This is a genomic window from Mesobacillus maritimus (assembly GCF_019749255.1).
In the GTDB taxonomy this organism is placed as follows: Bacteria; Bacillota; Bacilli; order Bacillales; family Cytobacillaceae; genus Mesobacillus_B; species Mesobacillus_B maritimus_A.
In genome coordinates this window covers 1-20912 of sequence record NZ_JACWFH010000008.1, presented here as the reverse complement: position 1 = coordinate 20912, position 20912 = coordinate 1, and the positions used below count along the sequence as shown (strand labels likewise).

The window sequence follows — 20912 nt, the reverse complement described above, 5'->3', positions numbered from 1 at the left end:
TTCTTTTTATGTATTTGCAGTGTTAAACGAGACGTTGATTTCCGCTCCAGGCACGAGCGGTTCGCGGGCGTGCATGGGGAGCCTGGCCAGCGCTTGTCGGGGCTGAACAAGGCGCATCCGCTTTTCTATCTCCTCGGCGCTTTTAGCGCCTGTGGGGTCTCCCCTGCCCCGTACTTCCGCAGGAGTCTTCGTGCCTTCCGCTCCAATCAACAGTGTAAATATTCAACAATATTCGTTAACAGCCTAAGTATTATCGAAAACGCCCGACAAAATAAAAAATTAACGACAGGAGGATGCTGACGACAATTGAGGTTACGATTGGAAAATAAAACGTTGTCCCACCCTTTTTAATGACGATATCACCTGGTAGCTTTCCGAGATTAAAAAAGTGCACAAGAAAACCAGCGATGAATATCACCGCCCCAAGAATCATTAGAAGCTTCCCCATTCCCGTCATTCAGATGGCACCTCCATTTGAAAGTGTCGGTAAACCGCGTGGGTAACAACTCTACCACGAGGTGTTCGTTGTAGAAACCCAATTTGCAACAAATACGGCTCATAAACATCCTCAATCGTATGAGATTCTTCCCCAATAGTTGCGGCAATCGTTTCCAACCCGACCGGCCCTCCACGAAATTTCTCAATTATCCCTTTAAGTAATTTATGGTCAATATGGTCGAGTCCTAAACGGTCCACCTGCATCAACTCAAGTGCCTCATTAGCCAGTTCGATATCAACCGAACCATCGCTGCGCACCTGAGCAAAGTCACGGACACGTCGCAGCAAGCGGTTGGCAATTCTTGGTGTTCCCCGCGAGCGGCGAGCAATCTCAACAGCTGCACTCATATCAATTTCTGTATCAAGCACATCTGCTGTGCGGATAACAATTTCTCGTAAATCTTCCTCTTTATAATACTCTAATCGGCTTAGCACACCAAATCGGTCTCTTAATGGGGCAGATAAAGATCCTGCTCTCGTTGTAGCCCCAACAAGCGTAAACGGCGGCAAATCAAGCCGGACAGAACGTGCTGAGGGGCCTTTTCCAATCACAATATCTAGGCAGAAATCCTCCATTGCTGGATACAGAACCTCCTCAATTGCTCGGGGAAGTCGATGAATTTCATCAATGAATAACACATCCCCTGGTTCAAGCGCGGTCAAAATAGCTGCTAAATCACCTGGCCGTTCAATTGCTGGACCAGAGGTAGTGCGCAAGTTGACGCCCATCTCATTCGCAATAATTGCTGCAAGCGTTGTTTTTCCGAGTCCTGGAGGTCCATATAAAAGCACATGGTCCAACGTTTCCTGCCTGAACTTTGCTGCCTTTATGAACACCTCAAGATTCTCTTTAACCTTATCTTGCCCAATGTACTGAGTTAAGGTTTGAGGGCGCAAGCTTTGTTCAAAGGATAGCTCCTGCTCGCCTGCTTCTGTGGAGATGATCCGTTCGTCCATATTTTCATCACCCTTTAAATCTAGTTTCCGTGAAACAAGTGAACATCATTCGTAAATAAAGCTCTTTTCTAACTTTATTAATCAAAACAACCTATCTTAATAATTTCTGCAATGCCTTTTTAATATATTGGTCGGTTGTTAGTTTTTCTTTTTTCAGCTCAGGGGTAATTTTCTTCAATTCTTTTTCTGAATACCCAAGAGCTTTCAATGCTAGCACAGCTTCATCAAACTCAGATGAGACATCCTCAACCACAGCTTCTTCACTGAACAGATTCGGAAAGAAATCAGGAACGATATCTTGAAGCTTCCCTTTTAAATCGAGAATCATCTGCCTCGCTGTCTTTTTCCCAACACCAGGGAACTTGACGAGAAAGACTTCATCTTCATTTTCAATCGCCTGAACAACCTGTTGTGGTTCGCCTGAAGCCAAAATGGCCAGTGCTCCTTTGGGTCCGATTCCTGTTACATTTAACAACCTGATAAAAAGAGCTTTCTCCTCACGTGACTGAAATCCGTATAAAGCCATTACATCTTCGCGTACATAATGTAAGGTGAAAATTTGTATTTCAAACCCCATCTGCTTTGTAAAAGCAAAAGGATTAGGCGTATGGATTTGGTACCCTACACCACCGTTGTCTACTACGATGTACTCTGGACTAATATAGTCAAGCTTTCCTTTTATATATTCAAACAATTATCTTTCGCTCCTCTATTTTGCTGTACCCCATTTTATCACACTATCTGACTAGGAACGAAGTAATTTAATCTTCCACTCACACAAATAAGGACCGGTATTGACCCGGTCCTGTTAATTTTTTTGCATTTCTTCACTTGTATATGGTTTAAAGGCTTCAATCACTTTTTCATATTGATCTTTTGTTTTAATAGGAATTCCTTTTATCAATTGCAGGCGCTTTCGACTTTCCAACTTCCCGACATCAATTTGAAAGAAAGATTGAATGATTCTTGATTCATCCGGGCGCCCATTGAAAATGGTTAGCACCCCATCTTCTGTTATACCAAAATAGCCATTTGCTTTTAATAGTGGAGATATATCGTCAACATTTTGTTTAAAAACTACTGTATCTTCGTTCATTGAGATAAATTGCCATCCATCATACCGTAACCATAGATCCTCCAACGACCGTACCGTTTCCTCTACCTGTTCTTCACTAATCTCACCGTCAAGGTAGACTCTCTCCAAAATGACCGTTATGCCCAATGGGACTGCCTTCTCTTCATCTAGCTGATTAGGCTGAGCTGCGAACACAATCCCACTACTCAGTGAGAAACCAAGGCCAATAAAAGCAAATACTACGCTAAGCGTCTTGACAACAGACTTCCATCCCATTGCCGGTCACCTCACTCTTTTAAATTCATTACTAGTATGACCCATATATTCATATTTATTATACGAAAATCTAAAGCGAAAAGAGGATCAAAACTATCATAACCAAAACTAAAAGAAGCAGCCTATCGACTGCCTCTAATAAGAAATAATTTTATTTTTAAGACTCTGAATAAACGTTTTTCTCTCGCTGAATTCAGAAACCGCCATTTCCACCAATGGTGCTACCCTAGCTGGGTTATAGTAACTGTTTAATTTGATAATTCGATTCCATTCTCGAAAAATATCGGATGGATACATTAATCCATAAAGAAATGCCTTGTCGTGAAAATGTTCAGATATCCCATCCATTTTAGACAAAGATTCAAGTGACCAATTCATAAACGGGAGGATTCGGTTACAATACTGTAGCAGGTCATAACTTGCAGGTCCAATTGAAACAAGATCAAAGTCAATTAAATAGAGGGCTTTAGATGTTGAACGAATAAAATTATGGTGTGCAACATCTCCATGGAGAATTACCGGAGTTCGTGATTCAAAATCTATTTTATGTTTTTCCATTCCCGCCAATGCCACTTCTGCCCATTCTATAAGCTCTGATGTAATTTGTTTTGGAACGTAATAGTTTACGATTGCTTGATTGATTTTAAAGCGCTCCAGACGTTCCCTCCACTTTTTAAGTAGATTCTGTTTAGGTATTACTCTTTTATAAGTGGGGACGAGCCTTTTGGTCGTTAAATGAAAGCTTTTGAGCAATTGAAGACCTTCTTCACGCTCTTTTTGTGTTTGATACGTAAAACGGTGTTTATTATGCGCAACATAACTGATACAGCCATAATACCGATTTTCGAATAACAGTGGGGAATCCGTAAACTGATAAAACTGGTAGGTTTCATTAAATCCTGCTCTTACAAGTGAGGCTGTCAAATCTTGTTGTAGTCTGAGCTTAGATAGGTTTTGATACCCTTTTAAGATAAAAATATCCTTGTTTGTTTCTACTAGAAACACATTGCTTCGGATTTGTTTGAGTTGCAGAATCTCCAATGGCAGACTATTGGTTAAAAAGGAGAAGAGACGATCGATAAAATCGTCCCTTCCGGGGTGAAAATTAATATTCATTGCTTTCGTCTTCATCATCCCGAGGCATTCCATATGGATCTCCAGGCATTTGTTGCGCTGGATCAAATCCTGCCATCGGACCATAGCCCATTTGAGGGTCGAAACCTTGCTGTGGTGCAAATCCCGGTTGACCTCCGAATCCTGGTTGTGGACCGAAGCCCGGTTGTTGGCCTCCAAAACCTGCTTGTGGACCGAAGCCTGGTTGACCTCCAAAGCCTGGCTGTGCACCAAATCCTGGTTGACCTTCAAAGCCTGGTTGTGGACCGAAGCCTGGTTGTGGACCGAAGCCCGGTTGACCTCCAAAGCCTGGTTGTGGACCGAATCCTGGTTGGCCTCCAAAGCCTGGTTGTGGACCGAATCCTGGTTGGCCTCCAAAGCCTGGTTGTGGACCGAAGCCTGGTTGACCTCCGAATCCTGGCTGCGGACCGAAGCCTGGTTGACCTCCAAAGCCTGGCTGTGGACCATACCCCATTCCAGGGCCTCCTGAGCCACAACCACAATCATTCATCATTGGTGCTTGTTGCGGCATCAATGGCATATTCATATTCATGTTCATATCAGGAGAATCGTAATCCTCAACTCCTTGAACCTGTGGCATTAACGGCATTTGTTCATTCATAGCGCCCTGCACTTGTGGCATCATTCCGTGTGGCATTTGCTCATCCATTGCACCCTGTACCTGCGGCATCATTCCGTGCGGCATCTGCTCATCCATTGCTCCTTGTACCTGCGGCATCATTCCGTATGGCATCATTCCATGGTGATGATAGCCATTTGGCTCACAAAGACCTGAACCTGGTAGAACTGGTGAAATTGGGACTGGTGGTGGACAAGGATAGTTCATTGCTGGTGCCATATTGTACGGCATTGGAGCTTGCATATTTTCTACACCCGCAACAGCCTGTTGAGGCATATTAGGCATATGCGGCATGTTTGGCATTTGACCATAAGGTGAAGATTCTGGACTTTCTACACCTGGCATTTGTGCTCCTTGAACTTGTGGAAATGGCATTTGCTGCTGACCAGGGTACCCTGGTCCCTGCATGCCTGGTAACATTGGAAATTGATGTGGATATGGAATCATAGAATCCTGGAAACCTCCTTGATTGATTGGAATAATTGAGGAAGACTCATCCCCAAAACCATCTGTATTGTAATTTGGCATCGCTTCTTGTTTGACACCCGGGAAAATGTTTTTTGGTTTTAATGGTAACTGTGGCCCTTCTTGCATAGGCATTTGCTGTGGCGGTGCCATATTGGCCATATTTTGAGTGTAAAATTGACTAAGTTCATTTTCTGGAATCATTGTTTGAGGCATTTTAGGCGCAAATGGTTTTTTCGGTGTTTCTTTTATTGCTTCCTGTTTCGGTAGCTGTTTTGGTTTTGGGACCTCCGAAATCGGCTTAGGCATAGGCTTTGGTGCCGGTTTCGGTGCCTCCATAATTGGTTTTGGAGCTGGTTTCGGCTTCGGTGTCTCCATAATAGGTTTTGGTGCTGGTTTTGGTTTTGGTGCTGGCTTTGGTGCTGGTTTTGGTTCTTCCATTATTGGTGCGACTTCCTCCGGAGATTCTTCTACCGGTAGAGGTTCTTCCTTTGGCTTTTCCTTTATAATGGGATGTTCCTTCTTTGGCATCTCTTTTTTACTACCCCAATTGATTTTTGCCTTTCCGTCCGAGATGGGCGCTTCTTTCTTAATCGTCCCCCCTGTAGTCGGAACTTTTATTTTCATACCGGGCATTATCATATCAGGGTTGCTGAGCTGTGTATTCATCTGCTTCAGCTCTTCAAAGTTCACGCCGTACTTCTTGGCGATCTTCCAAAGAGTATCCCCTTTCTGTACGATATGGATCTTCATGATTTCCCTCCTATGGCATAAGTCCATATAGTCTATGTTTGTGTAGGCAAATTGCCATTAATCTTCAAAAAAACTTATGCTTCTCTCCCCATGTATATGTAACCAACCTAAAATTAAAGCTTTTCCACTGAAAATGGATTAGCCCAATTCGTAGAGGTTTTTTTCTATATTCTTAATTTTTTGTTCAACCTTTGGTTATACCTCTGATTCTATTTGCAACTATCTGTAGTCTATTTGCAGATTCCCTTGGTCTATTTGCAGTTATCTATGTCCTATTTGCGGAAAGCACCTTTCTATTTGCATCTGGTTTTTCTATTCATGTATTCTGCTGTTCTATTTGCGAATTTCCCCAATCTATTTGCAACTTTCTTTACCCTATTTGCAGATAGCACCTTTCTATTTGTATCTGGTTTTTCTATTCACGTATTTTGCTGTTCTATTTGCGGATTTCCTCAATCTATTTGCAACTTTCTTTATCCTATTTGCAGTAAACACCTTTCTATTTGCACCGCCCTTTTCTATTCACGTATTCTGCTGTTCTATTTGCGAATTTCCCCAATCTATTTGCAACTTTCTTTACCCTATTTGCAGTAAACACCTTTCTATTTGCACTGCATTTTTCTATTCACGTATTTTGCTGTTCTATTTGCACTTTTCCCCAACCTATTTGCAACTTTCTATATCCTATTTGCAGAAAGCACCTTTCTATTTGCACACCCCACTTTTATTCACTCAGTTACCAGTTCTATTCACGAAAAATTACGGTCTATTCGCGCCGTTCCGACTATTATTCGCACTCCCCCTTTTTAATCACCCAAAATAAAAAAGTGCCCCAGCAAACCCTAGGACACTTTTACTATTAAGATTGTTCAAGCATTCGATTTAGTGCTTTTCTTGCATTTTCTGCTACGACCTCGTCTACTTCAATCACATTATGGCCTTCTCCTTGGTCAATCGAATCTAGACACCAAACTAAATGCGGCAAATCGATTCGATTCATCGTCAGACAAGGACACATATGCGGATTTAAAGAGATAATCTGTTTGTCTGGATGCTGTTGAATGATACGCTTGACCAGATTCATTTCAGTTCCGATTGCCCAGGCTGAGCCAGGAGAAGAGGCATTAATTGCTTCTATAATATAATTTGTAGATCCAGCTAAATCCGATAAACCGACAACCTCGCGACGACATTCTGGATGAACAATAATCTTCATCTCAGGATACGTCTCACGAACTTGGCGAATATTTTCAACAGTAAAGTTTTCGTGAACAGAACAATGACCTTTCCATAGAATCACCTTCACATTCTCAATTAAACCCTCAAATTCCAACTCATCTTTTAGCGGATTCCAAATCGCCATCTCATCCAGCCTGATACCTATATTAAAAGCGGTGTTGCGACCCAGATGCTGATCAGGTAAAAACAGTAGACGTTCTTTCTGTTCAAACGCCCAGCGAACCATTTTTTCTGCATTGGAAGATGTTACTGTTGCTCCGCCATGTTCACCAACAAAAGATTTAATTGCAGCAGTCGAATTGACATACGTAAGTGGCAAGATGGTTTCACCAAACATCTGTACTAGCTTGCTCCATGCGCGTTCCGTCTGGTATATATCGGCCATATCGGCCATCGAACAGCCTGCACGCATATCAGGTAAATAAACTTTCTGATCCTTTTTCGTTAAAATATCAGCCGTTTCCGCCATAAAATGCACACCGCAAAACACGATATGCTCAGCATCCTGGTTTTCTGCCGACAGCTGCGCTAATTTTAAGGAGTCGCCAGTCGAATCAGCAAACTGAATGACTTCATCCTTTTGATAATGATGTCCTGGAATATATAATTTATTTCCGAGTTTTTCTTTTACTTCACGTACCCTCGCTTCAAGTTCGTCTTTGGTCATATTGCGATAATTCTCAGGCAGTTCTAACGGACGGGAACCTATTACATTCAGTAGATCCATTCTTTCTCCCCCTTTGTTTACATATTCACTTTTACGCTAATATCAAAAGCCTTTACCGTATGCGTAAGAAATCCTAAGGATATATAGTCAACACCGGTATCTCGGTAGCTAGGTAAGGTTTCCATCGAGATTCCGCCTGACGCTTCCGTTGCAATGCCTGAAGGAACAAGTTTAATCAGTTCTTTGATTTCTTCAGGTGAGCGATTGTCAAACATGATACAGTCCACTTTTGCTTCCACTGCTTCAAGAACTTGGTCTCTCGTCTCCGTTTCGACCTCAATTTTAACCATATGGCCAATTTGCCTGCGGACCTCATTTACCGCATTCGTAATTCCACCTGCAAAGCTGATGTGGTTGTCTTTGATCATGACCGCATCATACAGTCCATACCGGTGATTGAACCCTCCGCCACTACGAACAGCATATTTTTCGAGCATCCTTAAGCCTGGTGTCGTTTTTCTTGTATCACAAATTCGTGTATGAACGCTTGCCAACGACTCAACCGCTGCCTTTGTTTTCGTAGCAATTCCTGACATCCGCTGGACAAGATTTAGTACAACTCTTTCACCTTTTAAAAGATCAGCTGTATTCCCCTTTACAATCCCAAGCTTTTGACCAATTTCAACAGATTCGCCATCAGATGTCATCATTTCAATCACTGCATTTGGATCAAGCAACTGGAACCCCGTGCGAATTACTTCTGCTCCACAAAACACACCAGCTTCCTTCGCGATAAACACAATCTCACCGATTCCGGCTTTTCCAAAGATTAAATCACTTGAGACATCTCTGTCGCCGATATCTTCAAGAAAAAACTGTTCAAGTTGTAAGCGCAGTTTTAATTTGTTCACTGAGACCATCCTTTTTTATTTTTCTTTTATAGACGATTTGGTTCTTAAACCAATTTGCATGATCTTCCATAGGGAAATCGGCTCTGTAATGCCCGCCCCTACTCTCAGTTCTGACCAAGGCAGCATTTGTTATCAACCAAGATGTTATCAGCATAAACACACTGTTCATTTCTTCAGTCGAATAATCATCCAACGAGGTTTCTACCCAATCCTCTACCCTGTAGGATTCAAGCCAATTTTTTTGCATCGTTAAACCCCCGTTATGACGGACAATCCCCGTTCGGTCCATCATCGTTTGCTGTAAAATATGTTTATCCGGGAGAGACAGATTTTCCTTTTGTGCAGGTGTTAATGATGCTGGTCCCTCGAATGGCATAGCTTTGTTATCATTAGCAATTACTTTTAACTCCGATTGAGCATTAAGCCAGTTTCCAAGTCGTTTCCCATAAACCAATCCTTCTAGCAAAGAATTGCTGGCGAGGCGGTTGGCTCCATGAACACCGGTACAGGCTACCTCTCCAATCGCATAAAGACCAGCAATATTGGTTCGTCCCAAGCGGTCTGTTTTAACTCCTCCCATTAAAAAATGACTTCCAGGAGCAACGGGCAATCGGTCTGATGCCAGCTCTACCCCTGACTCGCGACAGATTGCCGAGACCGTTGGAAAACGCTCAGTGAAATTTTCAACCTTACTAATATCTAAATAAATGGGTTTTCCCAGTTTTAAGTATTCATAGATGGTTTGCGATACTATGTGACGCGGCGCAAGATCCTTAAGCGGATGGACGTCTTCCATAATGAAAGTGCCCTCCTCCGTTACAAGCCTCGCTCCTTCCCCGCGGACAGCTTCGGAAATCAAGCCTTTCGTATGTCCGTCTACATACAGAAGGGTAGGGTGAAACTGAATAAACTCCATGTCAACAAGCTCTGCTCCGGCAAGGTAGGCTAGCGCTAAACCATCTCCTGTCACCGTTTCCGCATTGGATGTAAAATGATACAACTGCCCGCAGCCGCCAGTCGCAAGCACAACATGGTCTGCATAATAGTATTCAGTTTTCCCGCCTCGAAGTTTCCCCTTCACTCCAATACATTGACCTTCGACGTTTACGATCAATTCATAAACAAAGACATTTTCCTGAACTGTGATATGGCTACCTAATTGGGAGACAAGAAACTCAACAATCGCTTTTCCTGTCGCATCCCCACCGCTATGGACGATTCTCTTTTCAGAATGAGCCCCTTCCATGCCGAGCTTTAAATGCCCATTTTCATTAAAATCAAAAGAACATCCTGCTTCTAACAGTTCTTCGATGATATCTGGGGCTTCTTCCGTTAACTCCTTTACTGCTTCTGAATCATTGTGGTTTCTGCCTGCCTCCAGTGTGTCAAGGTAATGTAAATTGGGATGATCCTTTACACCTAATGCTGCTGCGACACCGCCTTGAGCCATATGTGAATTTCCATTTGTCGTCGTACTTTTTGTGAGAACCATCACATTTAAATCCTCTTTTAAGGTTCTTGCTAACTGTAAAGCAGCGATGCCACTGCCCACAATCAGCACATTCGCAATTTTCATCATTTCTTTCCTCCTGATTTTACAGGTGTCTTGACACCTATATTTACATAGATTTAAACTATTGACAAGATATTTTTATATTTTAGGAGACTGAGAATGAAATATTTCGATTATGCTGCTAGCAGCCCGCTCGATAAAGAAGCCGCCGACTTGTATGTTAAAACCGCTACAGAATACTATGGGAACAGTCAAAGTCTGCATGATATCGGGTATCAAGCAAATGCCCTACTGGAGAATGCCCGGAAAGAAATGAGTAAGTTATTCGCTGTTGAAGCTGACGGGATTTTTTTTACCTCAGGAGGATCGGAAAGTAATTTGCTTGGCATTCGTGCTTTATTATCAGGAAAGCTAAAAGAAGGGGCTCATATCATTACCGGGATTGCCGAACATGATTCGGTTTATCTTGTCATGAAAATGCTTCAAAAAGAAGGCTACGAGGTAACCTATTTACCGTTTAATAGGGAGGGAAAGATAGAGGTTGCTGCAGTTGAAGAAGCGATGCGGGAGGACACCATTTTAGTTTCCATCCAACATGCTAATCCTGAAATTGGAACCTTGCAGCCTATAAAGGAAATTAGCTCTTTATGTAAAAAGAATCAGGTTCTGCTGCATAGTGATTGCGTTCAGTCTTTCGGAAAAACTCCGATTCAAGAAGTCTCTTCTGTAGTTGATGCGCTGTCCATATCGGGACATAAATTTTACGGTCCAAAAGGAACAGGGGTAGCTTACGTGAATCCCAGAGTGGCTTGGAGACCTTATATTGAGGGAGTTACCCATGAAAAGGGCCTTCGAGCAGGGACGGTTAATGTTCCAGGGATTCTTGCAATGACCTTAGCCGCTCAGAAGGCTGTTACGAGACTTGATGAGGAGATGGACCGTTTAACCTTTTTACGGGAAGTGTTTACAAGTCAATTTTCCTTGATAGGGAATTCTGTAACGATTTACCCTTCACAGCTCCCTGGGCTGATTGGCATGTGCCTCCACGGCCATGAAGGTCAGTGGGTGATGCTTGAATGCAATCGAAGGGGATTTGCCATCTCAACTGGAACAGCTTGTCACGTCGGGCTATTAACTCCGTCCAAAACGATGGCGGCGATTGGCGTAACTGGTAAAGCTGCAAAGGAATTTTTTCGGATTTCGTTTGGAAGGCAGACCTCTGAAGAAGATGTTAGAAGTCTTGGTGGTTATATAGCGGAACTCGCGCAACAGGCAGAGATGAATGAACTTCGTCGCTGAGATATGGTACAATTTTTAAAGGGAAGTTTGATTAAGGAGAGTTACAAAATGAAAAAAGTATTAGGTGAAGAGCGACGCACCCTTTTATTGGATATCTTAAAATCAAGTACCGAACCGATAACAGGCGGGGAGCTTGCGGCACAAACGAACGTCAGTCGTCAGGTGATTGTCGGAGATATTACCTTGTTAAAGGCGCGGAACGAACCAATTATTGCGACAAGTCAGGGGTATCTTTACATGCATACAAGTTCGCCAGCGGTTCTGACCGAACGAACGATTGCCTGCAGTCATTCTCCTGAAGAAACCGAAGAAGAATTGAACATCCTCGTCGACCAAGGAGTCACGGTTAAGGATGTCCGCATCGAGCACCCTGTTTATGGTGATTTAACGGCTTCCATTATGGTTTCAAACCGCCGTGAAGTGAAGCAATTTATGGAGAAAATCAAAAGTACAAATTCCGGATACCTCTCCGAACTAACAGAAGGCATCCATATCCATACGATTGCCGCCCAAAGCGAACGCGCATTAGACGAAGCCGAAGCAGCAATGAAAGAAGCTGGGTACTTGATTGATCTAACCGATTAATAATAAGAGGCTACACTCATTAAGTCGCTTGGTAGAGCGGCTGGGAGTGTAGCCTCTTTGAAATTTTATGATTCTATTTTACCGTTCTACTATACTTAAACCTGTTTCAGGTTATTAGAACCGCTCTATTTTAACCAGCTTCAGGCAAATAGAACTCTAGCTCATCCTATAGCTTAAAAGAAGGATAACTTCCTAGTACCTTCACGGAGCAGCCAAGTGCTTCGAGTTCGGCCATGGCCCCAGGAATGAGGACTTCGTCCATTTGTTGTTCAATGTCAATAATAAAGAAGTAATTTCCAAGTCCTGTCTTTGTCGGTCTAGACTCAATTTTCGATAAATTCAGGTTGCGCCACGAGAAAGCCGATAACACTTGGTGGAGTGCCCCAGTGCGGTCGGAAGGCAATGTTACAACCAAAGTAGTTTTCGAGCCTTTGCTCACAAGTTCAGATGGTGGCAAAGCTTGCTCTTGCTTTGATAACACCACGAATCTAGTATGATTATGGTCATAATCATGAATGTTCTCCCTAACGATGGTTAATCCATATTCCAATGCAGCCAGTCCGTTTGCAATCGCAGCAAGGTTCTTTTCAGGATGCTCCTGGACATATTGAGCCGCAGCGGCTGTGGAGGTCATTCTTTCGCTTGCGACCCCCTTCATTTCACGGTGGAGAAATTTATGGCATTGAGCAAGTGCGTGCGAATGGCTTAAAATCAATTCTGCCTCTGGCCAACGACCTTCATTTTCTGGATGCACCATCAAATGCTGCTGAATCGGCGCTGTTGCCTCGCCAATGATAAATAATGGTACCTCATGAATCAAATAATCTAATGTGATATTGACCGATCCTTCAAGTGCATTTTCAATCGGAACAACCGCAAAATCACAAAAACCTTCTTCTACCGAATCAATGCATTCAGGAATGGTCACAAACGGGGTTGCTTCCTCCCCAGGAAATAAATGACGAACTGCTAGATCTGTAAACGTGGCCCGCGGGCCCAAATAACCAATCTTCATTGTTTCTCCCTCACTCCCCCTGTTGTCAAAAGGTGCAGAAGGACCAAGTCCCGCCGCACCACTTTTAAGCATTCTTTTTTCTATGTAAGGATCTTAAGTACTTAAAAACTTAAGCACCAGATCCAAGTACTTCTACTTTTTCAACAAATTCAAGCTGGCGAAGCCTTGTCAGCAACTCATCCATCTCCACCTTCATATCCCCAATGTTTAAACTTAGAGTAACATTGGCTCGCCCCTGTAGGGGAATCGTTTGGTGAATGGTCAGCACATTGCAACCACTTTTTGCGACAAGGCTCAACAGCTCGGATAAAGTTCCAGAACGGTCCTCAAGATGGAAAAACAAGCTGATGATCCGCTCTTTTACAACAGTATGAAACGGGTAAACAGTATCACGGTACTTATAATAAGCACTTCTGCTTAAATCGACCTTCTGAACCGCATCCCATACAGAATCGGCTTTGCCCCGTTCAATCATTTCCTTGGCATCTAATGTCTTTTTCATTGCCTCCGGAAGCACATCTTCTCTAACAAGATAAAATTTCTTATCGAAATGGTTCAGCTTCATTTCTCCACCCCGTGGTTCATTCAACTATTCAACAAATTCGAATTCATATTTCAGGATGCGAACGGTATCGCCATCCTTCGCTCCGCGTGCACGAAGTGCGTCATCAATGCCCATCCCACGCATTTGGCGAGCAAACTTACGAGTGGATTCTTCACTAGCAAAGTTCGTCATCTTAAACAGCTTTTCGATCGTTTCGCCGGAGATAATGAACGTACCATCTGGATCCCTTGTAATCGTAAACTTGTCAGTGTCCTCTTCATGTCTGTATATAACACGATTTTCACCTGGGTTGTCCTCAACCTCTTCAAGGAGCGGGAACTCTGGTGTTTTCTCAATCGTATCAGCGATCGAGAACAACAAATCACGCAAGCCTTCCCTTGTAAAAGCAGAAATAGGGAACACCGGATGATCCTCCGTAAGTTTCTCTTTAAATGCAGCAAGATTATCGGCCGCTTCTGGCATGTCCATTTTATTGGCAACAATGATTTGTGGACGCTCGGTTAAGCGAAGATTATATTCTTCCAATTCCTTATTAATGATTAAATAATCTTCATAAGGATCCCGACCTTCAACGGCTGCCATATCAATCACGTGCACAATGACCCTTGTTCGTTCAATATGTCGTAAAAATTGATGACCTAGTCCAACACCTGAATGGGCGCCTTCAATAAGTCCTGGTAAATCAGCCATAACAAAGCTACGACCGTCTTCCGTCTCGACCATACCTAGATTCGGAACAATCGTTGTAAAATGGTACTCAGCAATTTTCGGACGAGCTGCAGAAACTACAGACAATAATGTTGATTTTCCAACGCTCGGGAAGCCAACAAGGCCGACATCTGCAAGCAGTTTCAGCTCAAGGACAACATCTCTTTCCTGACCTGGTTCCCCGTTTTCGGATAATTCTGGTGCAGGGTTTGCAGGTGTCGCAAAACGACTGTTCCCACGGCCACCACGGCCACCTTTGGCAACCACTGCGCGTTGACCATGCTCAGTAAGGTCGGCAATGACTTCCTGCGTTGCTGCATCAGTCACGACCGTGCCCGGTGGAACCTTAACAATCATATCCTGAGCACCTCGACCGTGCTGGTTCTTTGACATCCCGTGTTCTCCACGAGGCGCTTTAAAATGACGCTTATAGCGGAAATCCATCAAGGTGCGCAAACCTTCTTCAACTTCAAAGACTACGTTGGCTCCTCGACCACCATCGCCACCAGCAGGTCCACCATTTGGCACATATTTTTCTCTGCGGAAGGCGACCATTCCGTTACCGCCATCGCCGCCTTTTACATAAATTTTCACCTGATCGACAAACATTGTATTAAATTACCACCTGTCTTGAATTAATTTTTTTATGGATGATTTCAGTATTATCATACCCGTTGTGAAGGAATCGTAAAAATTTCAAACGATACTTCTTCTTCTGAAACAGCACTTACCACAATCTTCGTATTTGAATCTACTGGCTCTTCTAAAAAACGAAGGAATGAGCTTTTATCGGTTAGTATTCCGCTGAAATCAAAAAAGAAACGAGTCTCCTTCTCGTCCGCTTGGATACTCACGGATAGATGGTTTTCCTGAAATTTTTCGATACATGCATCTAACGTCTCAAATAACCTACTTGTCCAATGGGCAAGCAGCTGGTCATCAAGATGGTGGATATTGAGCGTTTTTTTCACTTCATAATCTAGTTGAAAAGAATGTTGATCCCAATTGCAGGTTAACAGCGAAGAAGCAAATTGAGGGAGGTTTAGGTTGGTTAGGTTGGATTCCTGCCTAGCTTCGAAGATAATCTCCTCGACGATTTCTTTCACCCTGTCCACTTTATTTAATGATAGGTTCCCTTTTATCAATTGGATCTTATTCAGCCAATCATGGCGTGCATGCTTTAATACCTCTAAGGTATCCCAATCTTTTTTCATAGATAATACTCCTAATCGTAGAAAACTGTCTTTTGTTAGTATAACAAAAAAGCGGGAAAAGGTAAGCAAATTTAGGCTGGAACTGCAAGATTTGGTAATATCATTGGATAAAAAAAGGCTTTGTGATGAAACTTAGTTGTTGATTTATGTTCCAGGCACGGGCGGTTCGCGGGCAGTCCGGCAGGAGTCTTCGTGCCTTCCGCTCCAATCAACCTGTAGATAAAATGCAATTACCTTTAACTCAGAAAATAAAAAAGAAAACCCTAACCACATAGGCTAGGGTTTTCCTGGTTTACTTAAGCTTCTTGAGCTGCTGGGTAAACACTTACTTGCTTTTTGTCACGGCCTAGGCGCTCAAACTTAACAACGCCATCAACCTTCGCGAATAGTGTATCGTCGCCACCTTTACCCACGTTTACACCTGGGTAAATTTTTGTTCCGCGTTGACGGTAAAGGATAGAGCCACCAGATACAAACTGACCGTCTGCACGCTTAGCACCTAGGCGCTTAGCATGAGAGTCACGTCCGTTCTTTGTAGAACCTACTCCCTTTTTGGAAGCGAACAATTGAAGATCCAATTTCAATAACATGTATTCCACCTCCTACTTTTTGAAGGTAATTTTTATGTGTTCTCGATAATTTTCCTCAATCGTTTGCAATTGGACAACCATTCCCTCGAGTAGAAGTTGTACCTTCTCATTTACACTCTCCGAAAGATTTTTCGGTAAAGTACAGCGGAGAAAGCCGTCCTCATCATGAGTGATCTCAGGAGTGATGCCAGTTAAGGCATGCACGGCATTGATTGCGCCAACAGATACAGCGGATACGCCTGCACAGACGATATCTTGACCCCGTTCAGCAAAAAATGCATGGCCGCTAATAGCAAAGGATTGAATGGCACCGGATTGTGTACGATAAATCACAGCGTCAATCATTGAGAGCCAACCTTAAGCGTTGATTTTTTCAATAACAACTTTAGTGTATGGCTGACGATGACCTTGCTTTTTACGATAGTTCTTCTTCGCTTTGTATTTGAAAACGATGATTTTCTTTTGACGGCCCTGCTTTTCAACTTTAGCAGATACAGAAGCTCCTTCAACAACTGGGCTTCCTACCTTCACGTCTTCTCCACCAACAAAAAGAACTTTGTCAAAAGTTACTGTTTCACCAGCTTCAGCGTTAAGCTTTTCGATGTAGATTGCTTGTCCTTCTTCTACACGGATTTGCTTGCCGCCAGTTTCGATAATTGCGTACATTCCACTGCACCTCCTCTTAGACTCAGACTCGCCATCCGCAGGCGTTTGCTTTAAGCAAAGCTTATTGACCTGGTCTGTGCGGTTGTAGCACGGGTGCGCTACAAACATAACATGAAAATACTATCATAGGATGCTATCTTTGTCAATCCTAATCTGATCTGTACCTCAGTTAATCCATCCCTTACTTTAGCACAGATTTTCGAATGTGGGAATACCCAACTGATGGGAATCACCGTTTTATTTGTCTGCCTTTATTGAAATCTCTTTAACGGTCCCGAGCTGACGGATATTGTAGTCAGGCTTCGGGGATTGTCTTTTGCTAAAGAAGATTTTCACTCCGACTGCATCCTCTACTCGCATTCGATGTACATCGTTTTCTCCTGAGAATACCTCAATAACCTCATCTGTTGCCTCAATTAAAGCAGCTTCATAGTCTGATTGACGATGATCCCACAACTCGCGTTCAAGACGGAAAGCCAGCGTTTCTGCACTTAATACCCTCCCAGTGCCACTGCATACCTTACAATGTGTGGTCATTGCCTCAGAAATTGTCAATTTCGTCTTTTTCCTCGTAAGCTGTAAGATTCCGAGCTCCGTTAGCCCAGCAATTCTTGTACGCCGACCATCTTCCGCAAGGGCCGTTTCCAGCACCTTAATCACCGCTTCTCTATCCTCAGCATTCTTCATATCAATAAAATCAATCAAAATCATCCCACCAAGATCTCGCAGGCGAATCTGTCGAGCAATTTCCTTTGCGGCGAGCTTATTCGTAGCAACCACCGTAGCTCTCAAGTCATTTTTACTAGAGAATCTTCCTGTATTCACATCGATAATCGTTAGCGCTTCAGCGATATCAAAGATCAAATAAGCACCGTTATCTAGCCAAACGACTCTTTTTAAGAGCCTTTCAATTTCTTTTTCAATTCCGTAAGCCTCGAAGATATTTTCTGATTTTTGATGATAGCGAATATCTAGGCTAGAATTATCCTTATTTCCTTCTAGTCTTTTCTTTAGCAACTGATCATCGGCAATGACTTCTCCTGACCTGAGACTGCTCATCAGTGATAGTAACTCTTCATAAAAGAAATCCTTAGCCATCACAATTCCTGGCTTTTTCTTATTTTTAACCTGAAGCGCTAATTCCTGATAGTCCTGGCGCAATCGTTCAAATTCTTCCTTCAGCGTTTCTTCAGTTTGCGAAGTGGCAGATGTTCGAAAAATGATGCCTTCTTCCTCTGTTTTCAATTGCTCACCAAAGGCACGCCACTTTTTCTTGACCTCAGCTTCACCTACCTTTTTTGAGACTGCGGTATATTTTCCTGAAGGCATATAGATTAAATGATCACCCTGAATCTCAATGATTGCGGTGAGTTTTGCACCCTTTGTCCCAGCAGCATCCTTTTCAACTTGGACAAGCAATTTTTCACCTTGATGAAGATATCCTGAAATGCTTCGATTGGCTTTTTCCTCCTTGCTTCGCGGATCAAGAACAAAGGAAGGCAATTTATCACGAAACAAAAACCCACTTTTTTCTTCGCCAAACTGGACAAACGCCGCATTCATTCCTGGGACTACTTTCTCAACGACCCCGAGATAAATATTCCCCACCAAAGACTGCTGGTCAGGTTGTTCTATGTAAAGACGTTCAAGTTTTTCATTTTTTAGAAGCGCAAACCGCTTTTCTCTTGTTAACGCATTGATGATTAATTGATCCAATTTAGTTCCCCACTTTATTAAAATAAAAATAAGCAGGAATCCAGAAGTTCCTGCTTATCTATTATGCTATTTTTTATAAAAGGAAAGCAAATTCTCTTCCCGTTAATAAATGTAAACCAAGTCGCCCATTTTGCCTTGAAGATTCTTTTCAGCAAAATAAGCATGTAATAGTTCATTTTCATCAAGCGCCGCCTCTGTCCCGTCTTTTTTCTTGACAATCACTCGATGCTTACAACCTCGTTGAAAATGTTCGAGAACGGTAGTGATTTCTTCCTCCTCGGTTACTTCAATCGGCATCAGCTGCCTAAACTCCCCTTGATTTCCATAATATCGTTCCATTAAGAACCGAATAAACACGTAGCGCCGCTGCTTCCACTCATAAAATAGCGAAAACGCGAGAAAAGCGATAATAATCATAACATTTAACGTAAAAGGACCAATTAACAGCATCGCGATTGCAAAAAGCACCAAGACGGCTGCAGAGACAAAGATGGTCTGAACATGCGCTCGCGGGAACGCTTTTCGAAGGCTTAATAGTAAAAAAATCAGCTTGCCACCGTCAAGCGGCCATACTGGCAAAAGATTGAACAATAACACCATTAAGTTAAATTCCGTAAATCGGTCGTACCAATATTCAGGGATAACCCCCATCGAAAAGAGACCATAAGCGAGAGCAGCCATCCAAATATGCTGAATTGGACCAGCACTAACGACTACAGTCTCTTGATATAGAGAGCGATTGCCATGCTCATCCATCTCAGCCACGCCACCGAACGGCAACAATGAAATCTTTTTAATTCTCCACGAAAAAAAAGAAGCTGCCGCTGCGTGGCCCATCTCATGAATAAAAATGATTAGCAGCAATAAAGACAGCTCGATAAAATGGGCCGTTAAAATTGCCACAGCAACAACAACCCAAAGCAGCGGATGGATATGGATTTTTGAAAAAAGGCTAACAGCTTTATTCAAATTTGATCACCCCAATGGGATCAATAAAATCATCGCCTTTTTTAATCGCAAAATAAAAGGAACCTTTTTCTTCATTGGCTACTGATGAAGCTTTGCCGACCGAAACTCCTGAGCTGATATACTCATACACATTTACATCAAAGTCAGCTAGATTTCCATACCATGATTCGCTCTTGTCCGCATGCTGGATGATGACTGTCTTCCCGAACCCTTCTTTCGTGCCGACAAAACGGACAAGTCCCTCACTCATTGCTTCAACTGGGGCGTCCTTGCCTGTTTCAATCGTAATTCTTTGCCCATTATCGCCAAAGTCCTCGAGAATTTTCCCCGAAGCAGGCAGTGCATAATGCGTGTTGTTCCTGCTATCAGGCACCTCTGCCTCCTTCTCTTTCGTCGGGAGAAGGGCTAGCGGCTTTCCGAATTGATCTTGATACCAATCAGAAACAGCAGCAAATTGAAAATCAGTTTCCATTGTGTTCGTCACAAAGTTTTTAATCGGCTCCACCCGTTCCACATCACTACGAAACAGGATTGCCACAACGAGGACGAGACAAGCAGAAGCAAGAATTTTCAACATGAAAACTTCCTTCTTAAACAATGGATGATTGCCGTCCCCTGGACCTGCATCATACGACGGGAGCTTATCAAATCCATAAAGCTCCTCTGTTTCAGGCAGGTTATTCCGGTTCATCGGCCTGGCCCTTTTCTCCATACGATCTCTTTCCCGCTTACGTTTTTCAATTCTCTTCCGGATATCATCAGCTCTTGACCCCATGTTACCCCACCATTCCTTTGATTGGACAGTTTGTACAATATATGAAGATGTGGGGACAAGTATGCCAAAATTCATAGTTAGTGATATTGGGAGGTTTTGTTGGTGACCTTTTTGTGGTTGTCTTTGTCTTTACCACTCAGGGCGCCAATGAAGCTTATTGGTTACCTTTCTTGTTATTGGCTTCTTCACTTAGGTCATCTATCACCTTTATTGGTGCCCTTAGTTGGCGAGTCCCTCATCACGTAGGTCACCAATAACACCTATTGGGGTCCTTTCTGAATATCGTCATTATCAGTTAGGGATCCTACAGTCTTCACTATCTTCTTCACCATTATGGGCATTGAGGGGGGCTTTCATTTACCAAACTCCTCTTTCTTGGTCTAGTATGAGCATCTAGCAGGCTTCTCTGTTCCCATACTCTTCTTCTTCAACCTAGTAAGGGCATCGAGCAGACTTCTCTGTTCCCATACTACTCTTGTTCACCCCAGTATGGGCATCTAGCGGACCTCTCTGTTCCCATACTCCTCTTCTTCACCCGACTATGGGCATCGAGCGGCTCTCTCTGTTCCCATACTCTTCTTCTTCAACCTAGTATGGGTATTGAGCTGGCCTTTCTGTTCCCATACTCCTCTTCTTCAACCTAGTATGGGCATCGAGCAGACTTCTCTGTTTAGAAATGCTAATTTAATTATGTACAAAAATG

The 20912-nt window shown here is 43.0% G+C and carries 21 protein-coding genes and 1 other annotated feature; of the genes, 2 read left to right on the top strand and 19 right to left on the bottom strand.

Annotated features, from left to right (window positions below):
* Positions 1 to 250 precede the first annotated feature (250 nt).
* The 9 genes from H0185_RS05450 to nadB form a co-directional block, all read right to left on the bottom strand.
* The gene (locus H0185_RS05450) at positions 251 to 457 is read right to left on the bottom strand and encodes a DUF2905 domain-containing protein (RefSeq protein ID WP_221871981.1); all 207 of its coding nucleotides are present in this window, start codon (positions 455 to 457) and stop codon (positions 251 to 253) included.
* On the bottom strand, positions 454 to 1455 hold the full coding sequence (ruvB, locus tag H0185_RS05445; RefSeq protein WP_221871979.1) for a Holliday junction branch migration DNA helicase RuvB: 1002 nt from the start codon (positions 1453 to 1455) through the stop codon (positions 454 to 456). Before ruvB ends, H0185_RS05450 begins: the two co-directional genes overlap by 4 nt.
* A gap of 91 nt (positions 1456 to 1546) precedes the next feature.
* Positions 1547 to 2149: a Holliday junction branch migration protein RuvA gene (ruvA, locus tag H0185_RS05440; RefSeq protein ID WP_221871977.1), complete on the bottom strand. Its 603-nt coding sequence runs from the start codon at positions 2147 to 2149 to the stop codon at positions 1547 to 1549.
* Positions 2150 to 2263: 114 nt separating this feature from the next.
* Complete coding sequence (locus H0185_RS05435) at positions 2264 to 2806, bottom strand: intercompartmental signaling factor BofC (RefSeq protein WP_221871975.1); 543 nt, start codon at positions 2804 to 2806, stop codon at positions 2264 to 2266.
* 135 nt (positions 2807 to 2941) lie between these two features.
* Positions 2942 to 3940 carry a phosphotransferase gene (locus H0185_RS05430; RefSeq protein WP_221871974.1) on the bottom strand — a complete coding sequence of 333 codons (999 nt, stop codon included), beginning with the start codon at positions 3938 to 3940 and terminating at the stop codon, positions 2942 to 2944.
* Positions 3912 to 5777 (bottom strand): SafA/ExsA family spore coat assembly protein, encoded by a 1866-nt coding sequence (gene safA / locus H0185_RS24230; protein WP_221871972.1) that lies wholly within the window; start codon positions 5775 to 5777, stop codon positions 3912 to 3914. The genes H0185_RS05430 and safA overlap by 29 nt, the downstream gene beginning before the upstream one ends.
* 859 nt (positions 5778 to 6636) lie before the next feature.
* The gene (gene nadA / locus H0185_RS05420; protein ID WP_221871970.1) at positions 6637 to 7743 is read right to left on the bottom strand and encodes a quinolinate synthase NadA; all 1107 of its coding nucleotides are present in this window, start codon (positions 7741 to 7743) and stop codon (positions 6637 to 6639) included.
* A 17-nt stretch (positions 7744 to 7760) separates the two neighbouring features.
* Complete coding sequence (gene nadC / locus H0185_RS05415) at positions 7761 to 8594, bottom strand: carboxylating nicotinate-nucleotide diphosphorylase (RefSeq protein WP_221871968.1); 834 nt, start codon at positions 8592 to 8594, stop codon at positions 7761 to 7763.
* Positions 8563 to 10173 (bottom strand): L-aspartate oxidase, encoded by a 1611-nt coding sequence (gene nadB / locus H0185_RS05410; RefSeq protein ID WP_343223089.1) that lies wholly within the window; start codon positions 10171 to 10173, stop codon positions 8563 to 8565. Before nadB ends, nadC begins: the two co-directional genes overlap by 32 nt.
* Positions 10174 to 10266: 93 nt before the next feature.
* Between nadB and H0185_RS05405 the strand changes: the two genes are divergently transcribed.
* Positions 10267 to 11406, top strand: a complete 1140-nt coding sequence (locus tag H0185_RS05405) for an IscS subfamily cysteine desulfurase (RefSeq protein ID WP_221871966.1) — start codon at positions 10267 to 10269, stop codon at positions 11404 to 11406.
* A gap of 48 nt (positions 11407 to 11454) precedes the next feature.
* The gene (locus H0185_RS05400; protein ID WP_221871964.1) at positions 11455 to 11991 is read left to right on the top strand and encodes a transcription repressor NadR; all 537 of its coding nucleotides are present in this window, start codon (positions 11455 to 11457) and stop codon (positions 11989 to 11991) included.
* 166 nt (positions 11992 to 12157) lie between these two features.
* On the opposite strand, the gene pheA is transcribed toward H0185_RS05400, so the two are convergent.
* The 10 genes from pheA to H0185_RS05350 all read right to left on the bottom strand — a co-directional run bounded on the left by pheA (position 12158) and on the right by H0185_RS05350 (position 20209).
* Positions 12158 to 13006 (bottom strand): prephenate dehydratase, encoded by an 849-nt coding sequence (gene pheA / locus H0185_RS05395; protein WP_221871962.1) that lies wholly within the window; start codon positions 13004 to 13006, stop codon positions 12158 to 12160.
* A 109-nt stretch (positions 13007 to 13115) separates the two neighbouring features.
* Positions 13116 to 13571: an ACT domain-containing protein gene (locus H0185_RS05390; RefSeq protein WP_221871961.1), complete on the bottom strand. Its 456-nt coding sequence runs from the start codon at positions 13569 to 13571 to the stop codon at positions 13116 to 13118.
* 24 nt (positions 13572 to 13595) lie between these two features.
* Positions 13596 to 14888 (bottom strand): GTPase ObgE, encoded by a 1293-nt coding sequence (gene obgE, locus H0185_RS05385; protein ID WP_221871959.1) that lies wholly within the window; start codon positions 14886 to 14888, stop codon positions 13596 to 13598.
* Between the two features lie 56 nt (positions 14889 to 14944).
* Positions 14945 to 15493: a Spo0B C-terminal domain-containing protein gene (locus tag H0185_RS05380; protein ID WP_221871957.1), complete on the bottom strand. Its 549-nt coding sequence runs from the start codon at positions 15491 to 15493 to the stop codon at positions 14945 to 14947.
* 296 nt (positions 15494 to 15789) lie between these two features.
* Entirely contained in the window at positions 15790 to 16083 is a 294-nt protein-coding gene (gene rpmA / locus H0185_RS05375) for a 50S ribosomal protein L27 (protein WP_221871955.1), read from the bottom strand.
* A gap of 12 nt (positions 16084 to 16095) precedes the next feature.
* A complete protein-coding gene (locus H0185_RS05370) occupies positions 16096 to 16428 on the bottom strand; it encodes a ribosomal-processing cysteine protease Prp (RefSeq protein ID WP_221871953.1) in 333 nt (110 codons plus the stop codon).
* A 12-nt stretch (positions 16429 to 16440) separates the two neighbouring features.
* Positions 16441 to 16749 carry a 50S ribosomal protein L21 gene (gene rplU / locus H0185_RS05365; protein WP_221871951.1) on the bottom strand — a complete coding sequence of 103 codons (309 nt, stop codon included), beginning with the start codon at positions 16747 to 16749 and terminating at the stop codon, positions 16441 to 16443.
* A gap of 14 nt (positions 16750 to 16763) precedes the next feature.
* Positions 16764 to 16843 (bottom strand) — a sequence feature (ribosomal protein L21 leader region).
* Positions 16844 to 16986: 143 nt separating this feature from the next.
* Positions 16987 to 18465 carry an Rne/Rng family ribonuclease gene (locus H0185_RS05360; RefSeq protein WP_221871949.1) on the bottom strand — a complete coding sequence of 493 codons (1479 nt, stop codon included), beginning with the start codon at positions 18463 to 18465 and terminating at the stop codon, positions 16987 to 16989.
* Between the two features lie 102 nt (positions 18466 to 18567).
* On the bottom strand, positions 18568 to 19434 hold the full coding sequence (locus H0185_RS05355) for a M50 family metallopeptidase (protein ID WP_221871947.1): 867 nt from the start codon (positions 19432 to 19434) through the stop codon (positions 18568 to 18570).
* Entirely contained in the window at positions 19427 to 20209 is a 783-nt protein-coding gene (locus H0185_RS05350; protein WP_221871945.1) for a M23 family metallopeptidase, read from the bottom strand. The genes H0185_RS05355 and H0185_RS05350 overlap by 8 nt, the downstream gene beginning before the upstream one ends.
* Positions 20210 to 20912 lie beyond the last annotated feature (703 nt).

Bases quoted from the DNA above. Each gene is read 5' to 3' on its own strand.
- H0185_RS05405 (WP_221871966.1), top strand. From the start codon at position 10,267: ATGAAATATTTCGATTATGCTGCTAGCAGCCCGCTCGATAAAGAAGCC.
- rplU (WP_221871951.1), bottom strand. From the start codon at position 16,749: ATGTACGCAATTATCGAAACTGGCGGCAAGCAAATCCGTGTAGAAGAA.
- H0185_RS05450 (WP_221871981.1), bottom strand. From the start codon at position 457: ATGACGGGAATGGGGAAGCTTCTAATGATTCTTGGGGCGGTGATATTC.
- nadB (WP_343223089.1), bottom strand. From the start codon at position 10,173: ATGATGAAAATTGCGAATGTGCTGATTGTGGGCAGTGGCATCGCTGCT.
- ruvB (WP_221871979.1), bottom strand. From the start codon at position 1,455: ATGGACGAACGGATCATCTCCACAGAAGCAGGCGAGCAGGAGCTATCC.
- H0185_RS05390 (WP_221871961.1), bottom strand. From the start codon at position 13,571: ATGAAGCTGAACCATTTCGATAAGAAATTTTATCTTGTTAGAGAAGAT.
- H0185_RS05430 (WP_221871974.1), bottom strand. From the start codon at position 3,940: ATGATGAAGACGAAAGCAATGAATATTAATTTTCACCCCGGAAGGGAC.
- H0185_RS05400 (WP_221871964.1), top strand. From the start codon at position 11,455: ATGAAAAAAGTATTAGGTGAAGAGCGACGCACCCTTTTATTGGATATC.
- rpmA (WP_221871955.1), bottom strand. From the start codon at position 16,083: ATGTTATTGAAATTGGATCTTCAATTGTTCGCTTCCAAAAAGGGAGTA.
- pheA (WP_221871962.1), bottom strand. From the start codon at position 13,006: ATGAAGATTGGTTATTTGGGCCCGCGGGCCACGTTTACAGATCTAGCA.
- H0185_RS05380 (WP_221871957.1), bottom strand. From the start codon at position 15,493: ATGAAAAAAGATTGGGATACCTTAGAGGTATTAAAGCATGCACGCCAT.
- H0185_RS05370 (WP_221871953.1), bottom strand. From the start codon at position 16,428: ATGATTGACGCTGTGATTTATCGTACACAATCCGGTGCCATTCAATCC.
- safA (WP_221871972.1), bottom strand. From the start codon at position 5,777: ATGAAGATCCATATCGTACAGAAAGGGGATACTCTTTGGAAGATCGCC.
- H0185_RS05350 (WP_221871945.1), bottom strand. From the start codon at position 20,209: ATGGGGTCAAGAGCTGATGATATCCGGAAGAGAATTGAAAAACGTAAG.
- obgE (WP_221871959.1), bottom strand. From the start codon at position 14,888: ATGTTTGTCGATCAGGTGAAAATTTATGTAAAAGGCGGCGATGGCGGT.
- H0185_RS05435 (WP_221871975.1), bottom strand. From the start codon at position 2,806: ATGGGATGGAAGTCTGTTGTCAAGACGCTTAGCGTAGTATTTGCTTTT.
- nadA (WP_221871970.1), bottom strand. From the start codon at position 7,743: ATGGATCTACTGAATGTAATAGGTTCCCGTCCGTTAGAACTGCCTGAG.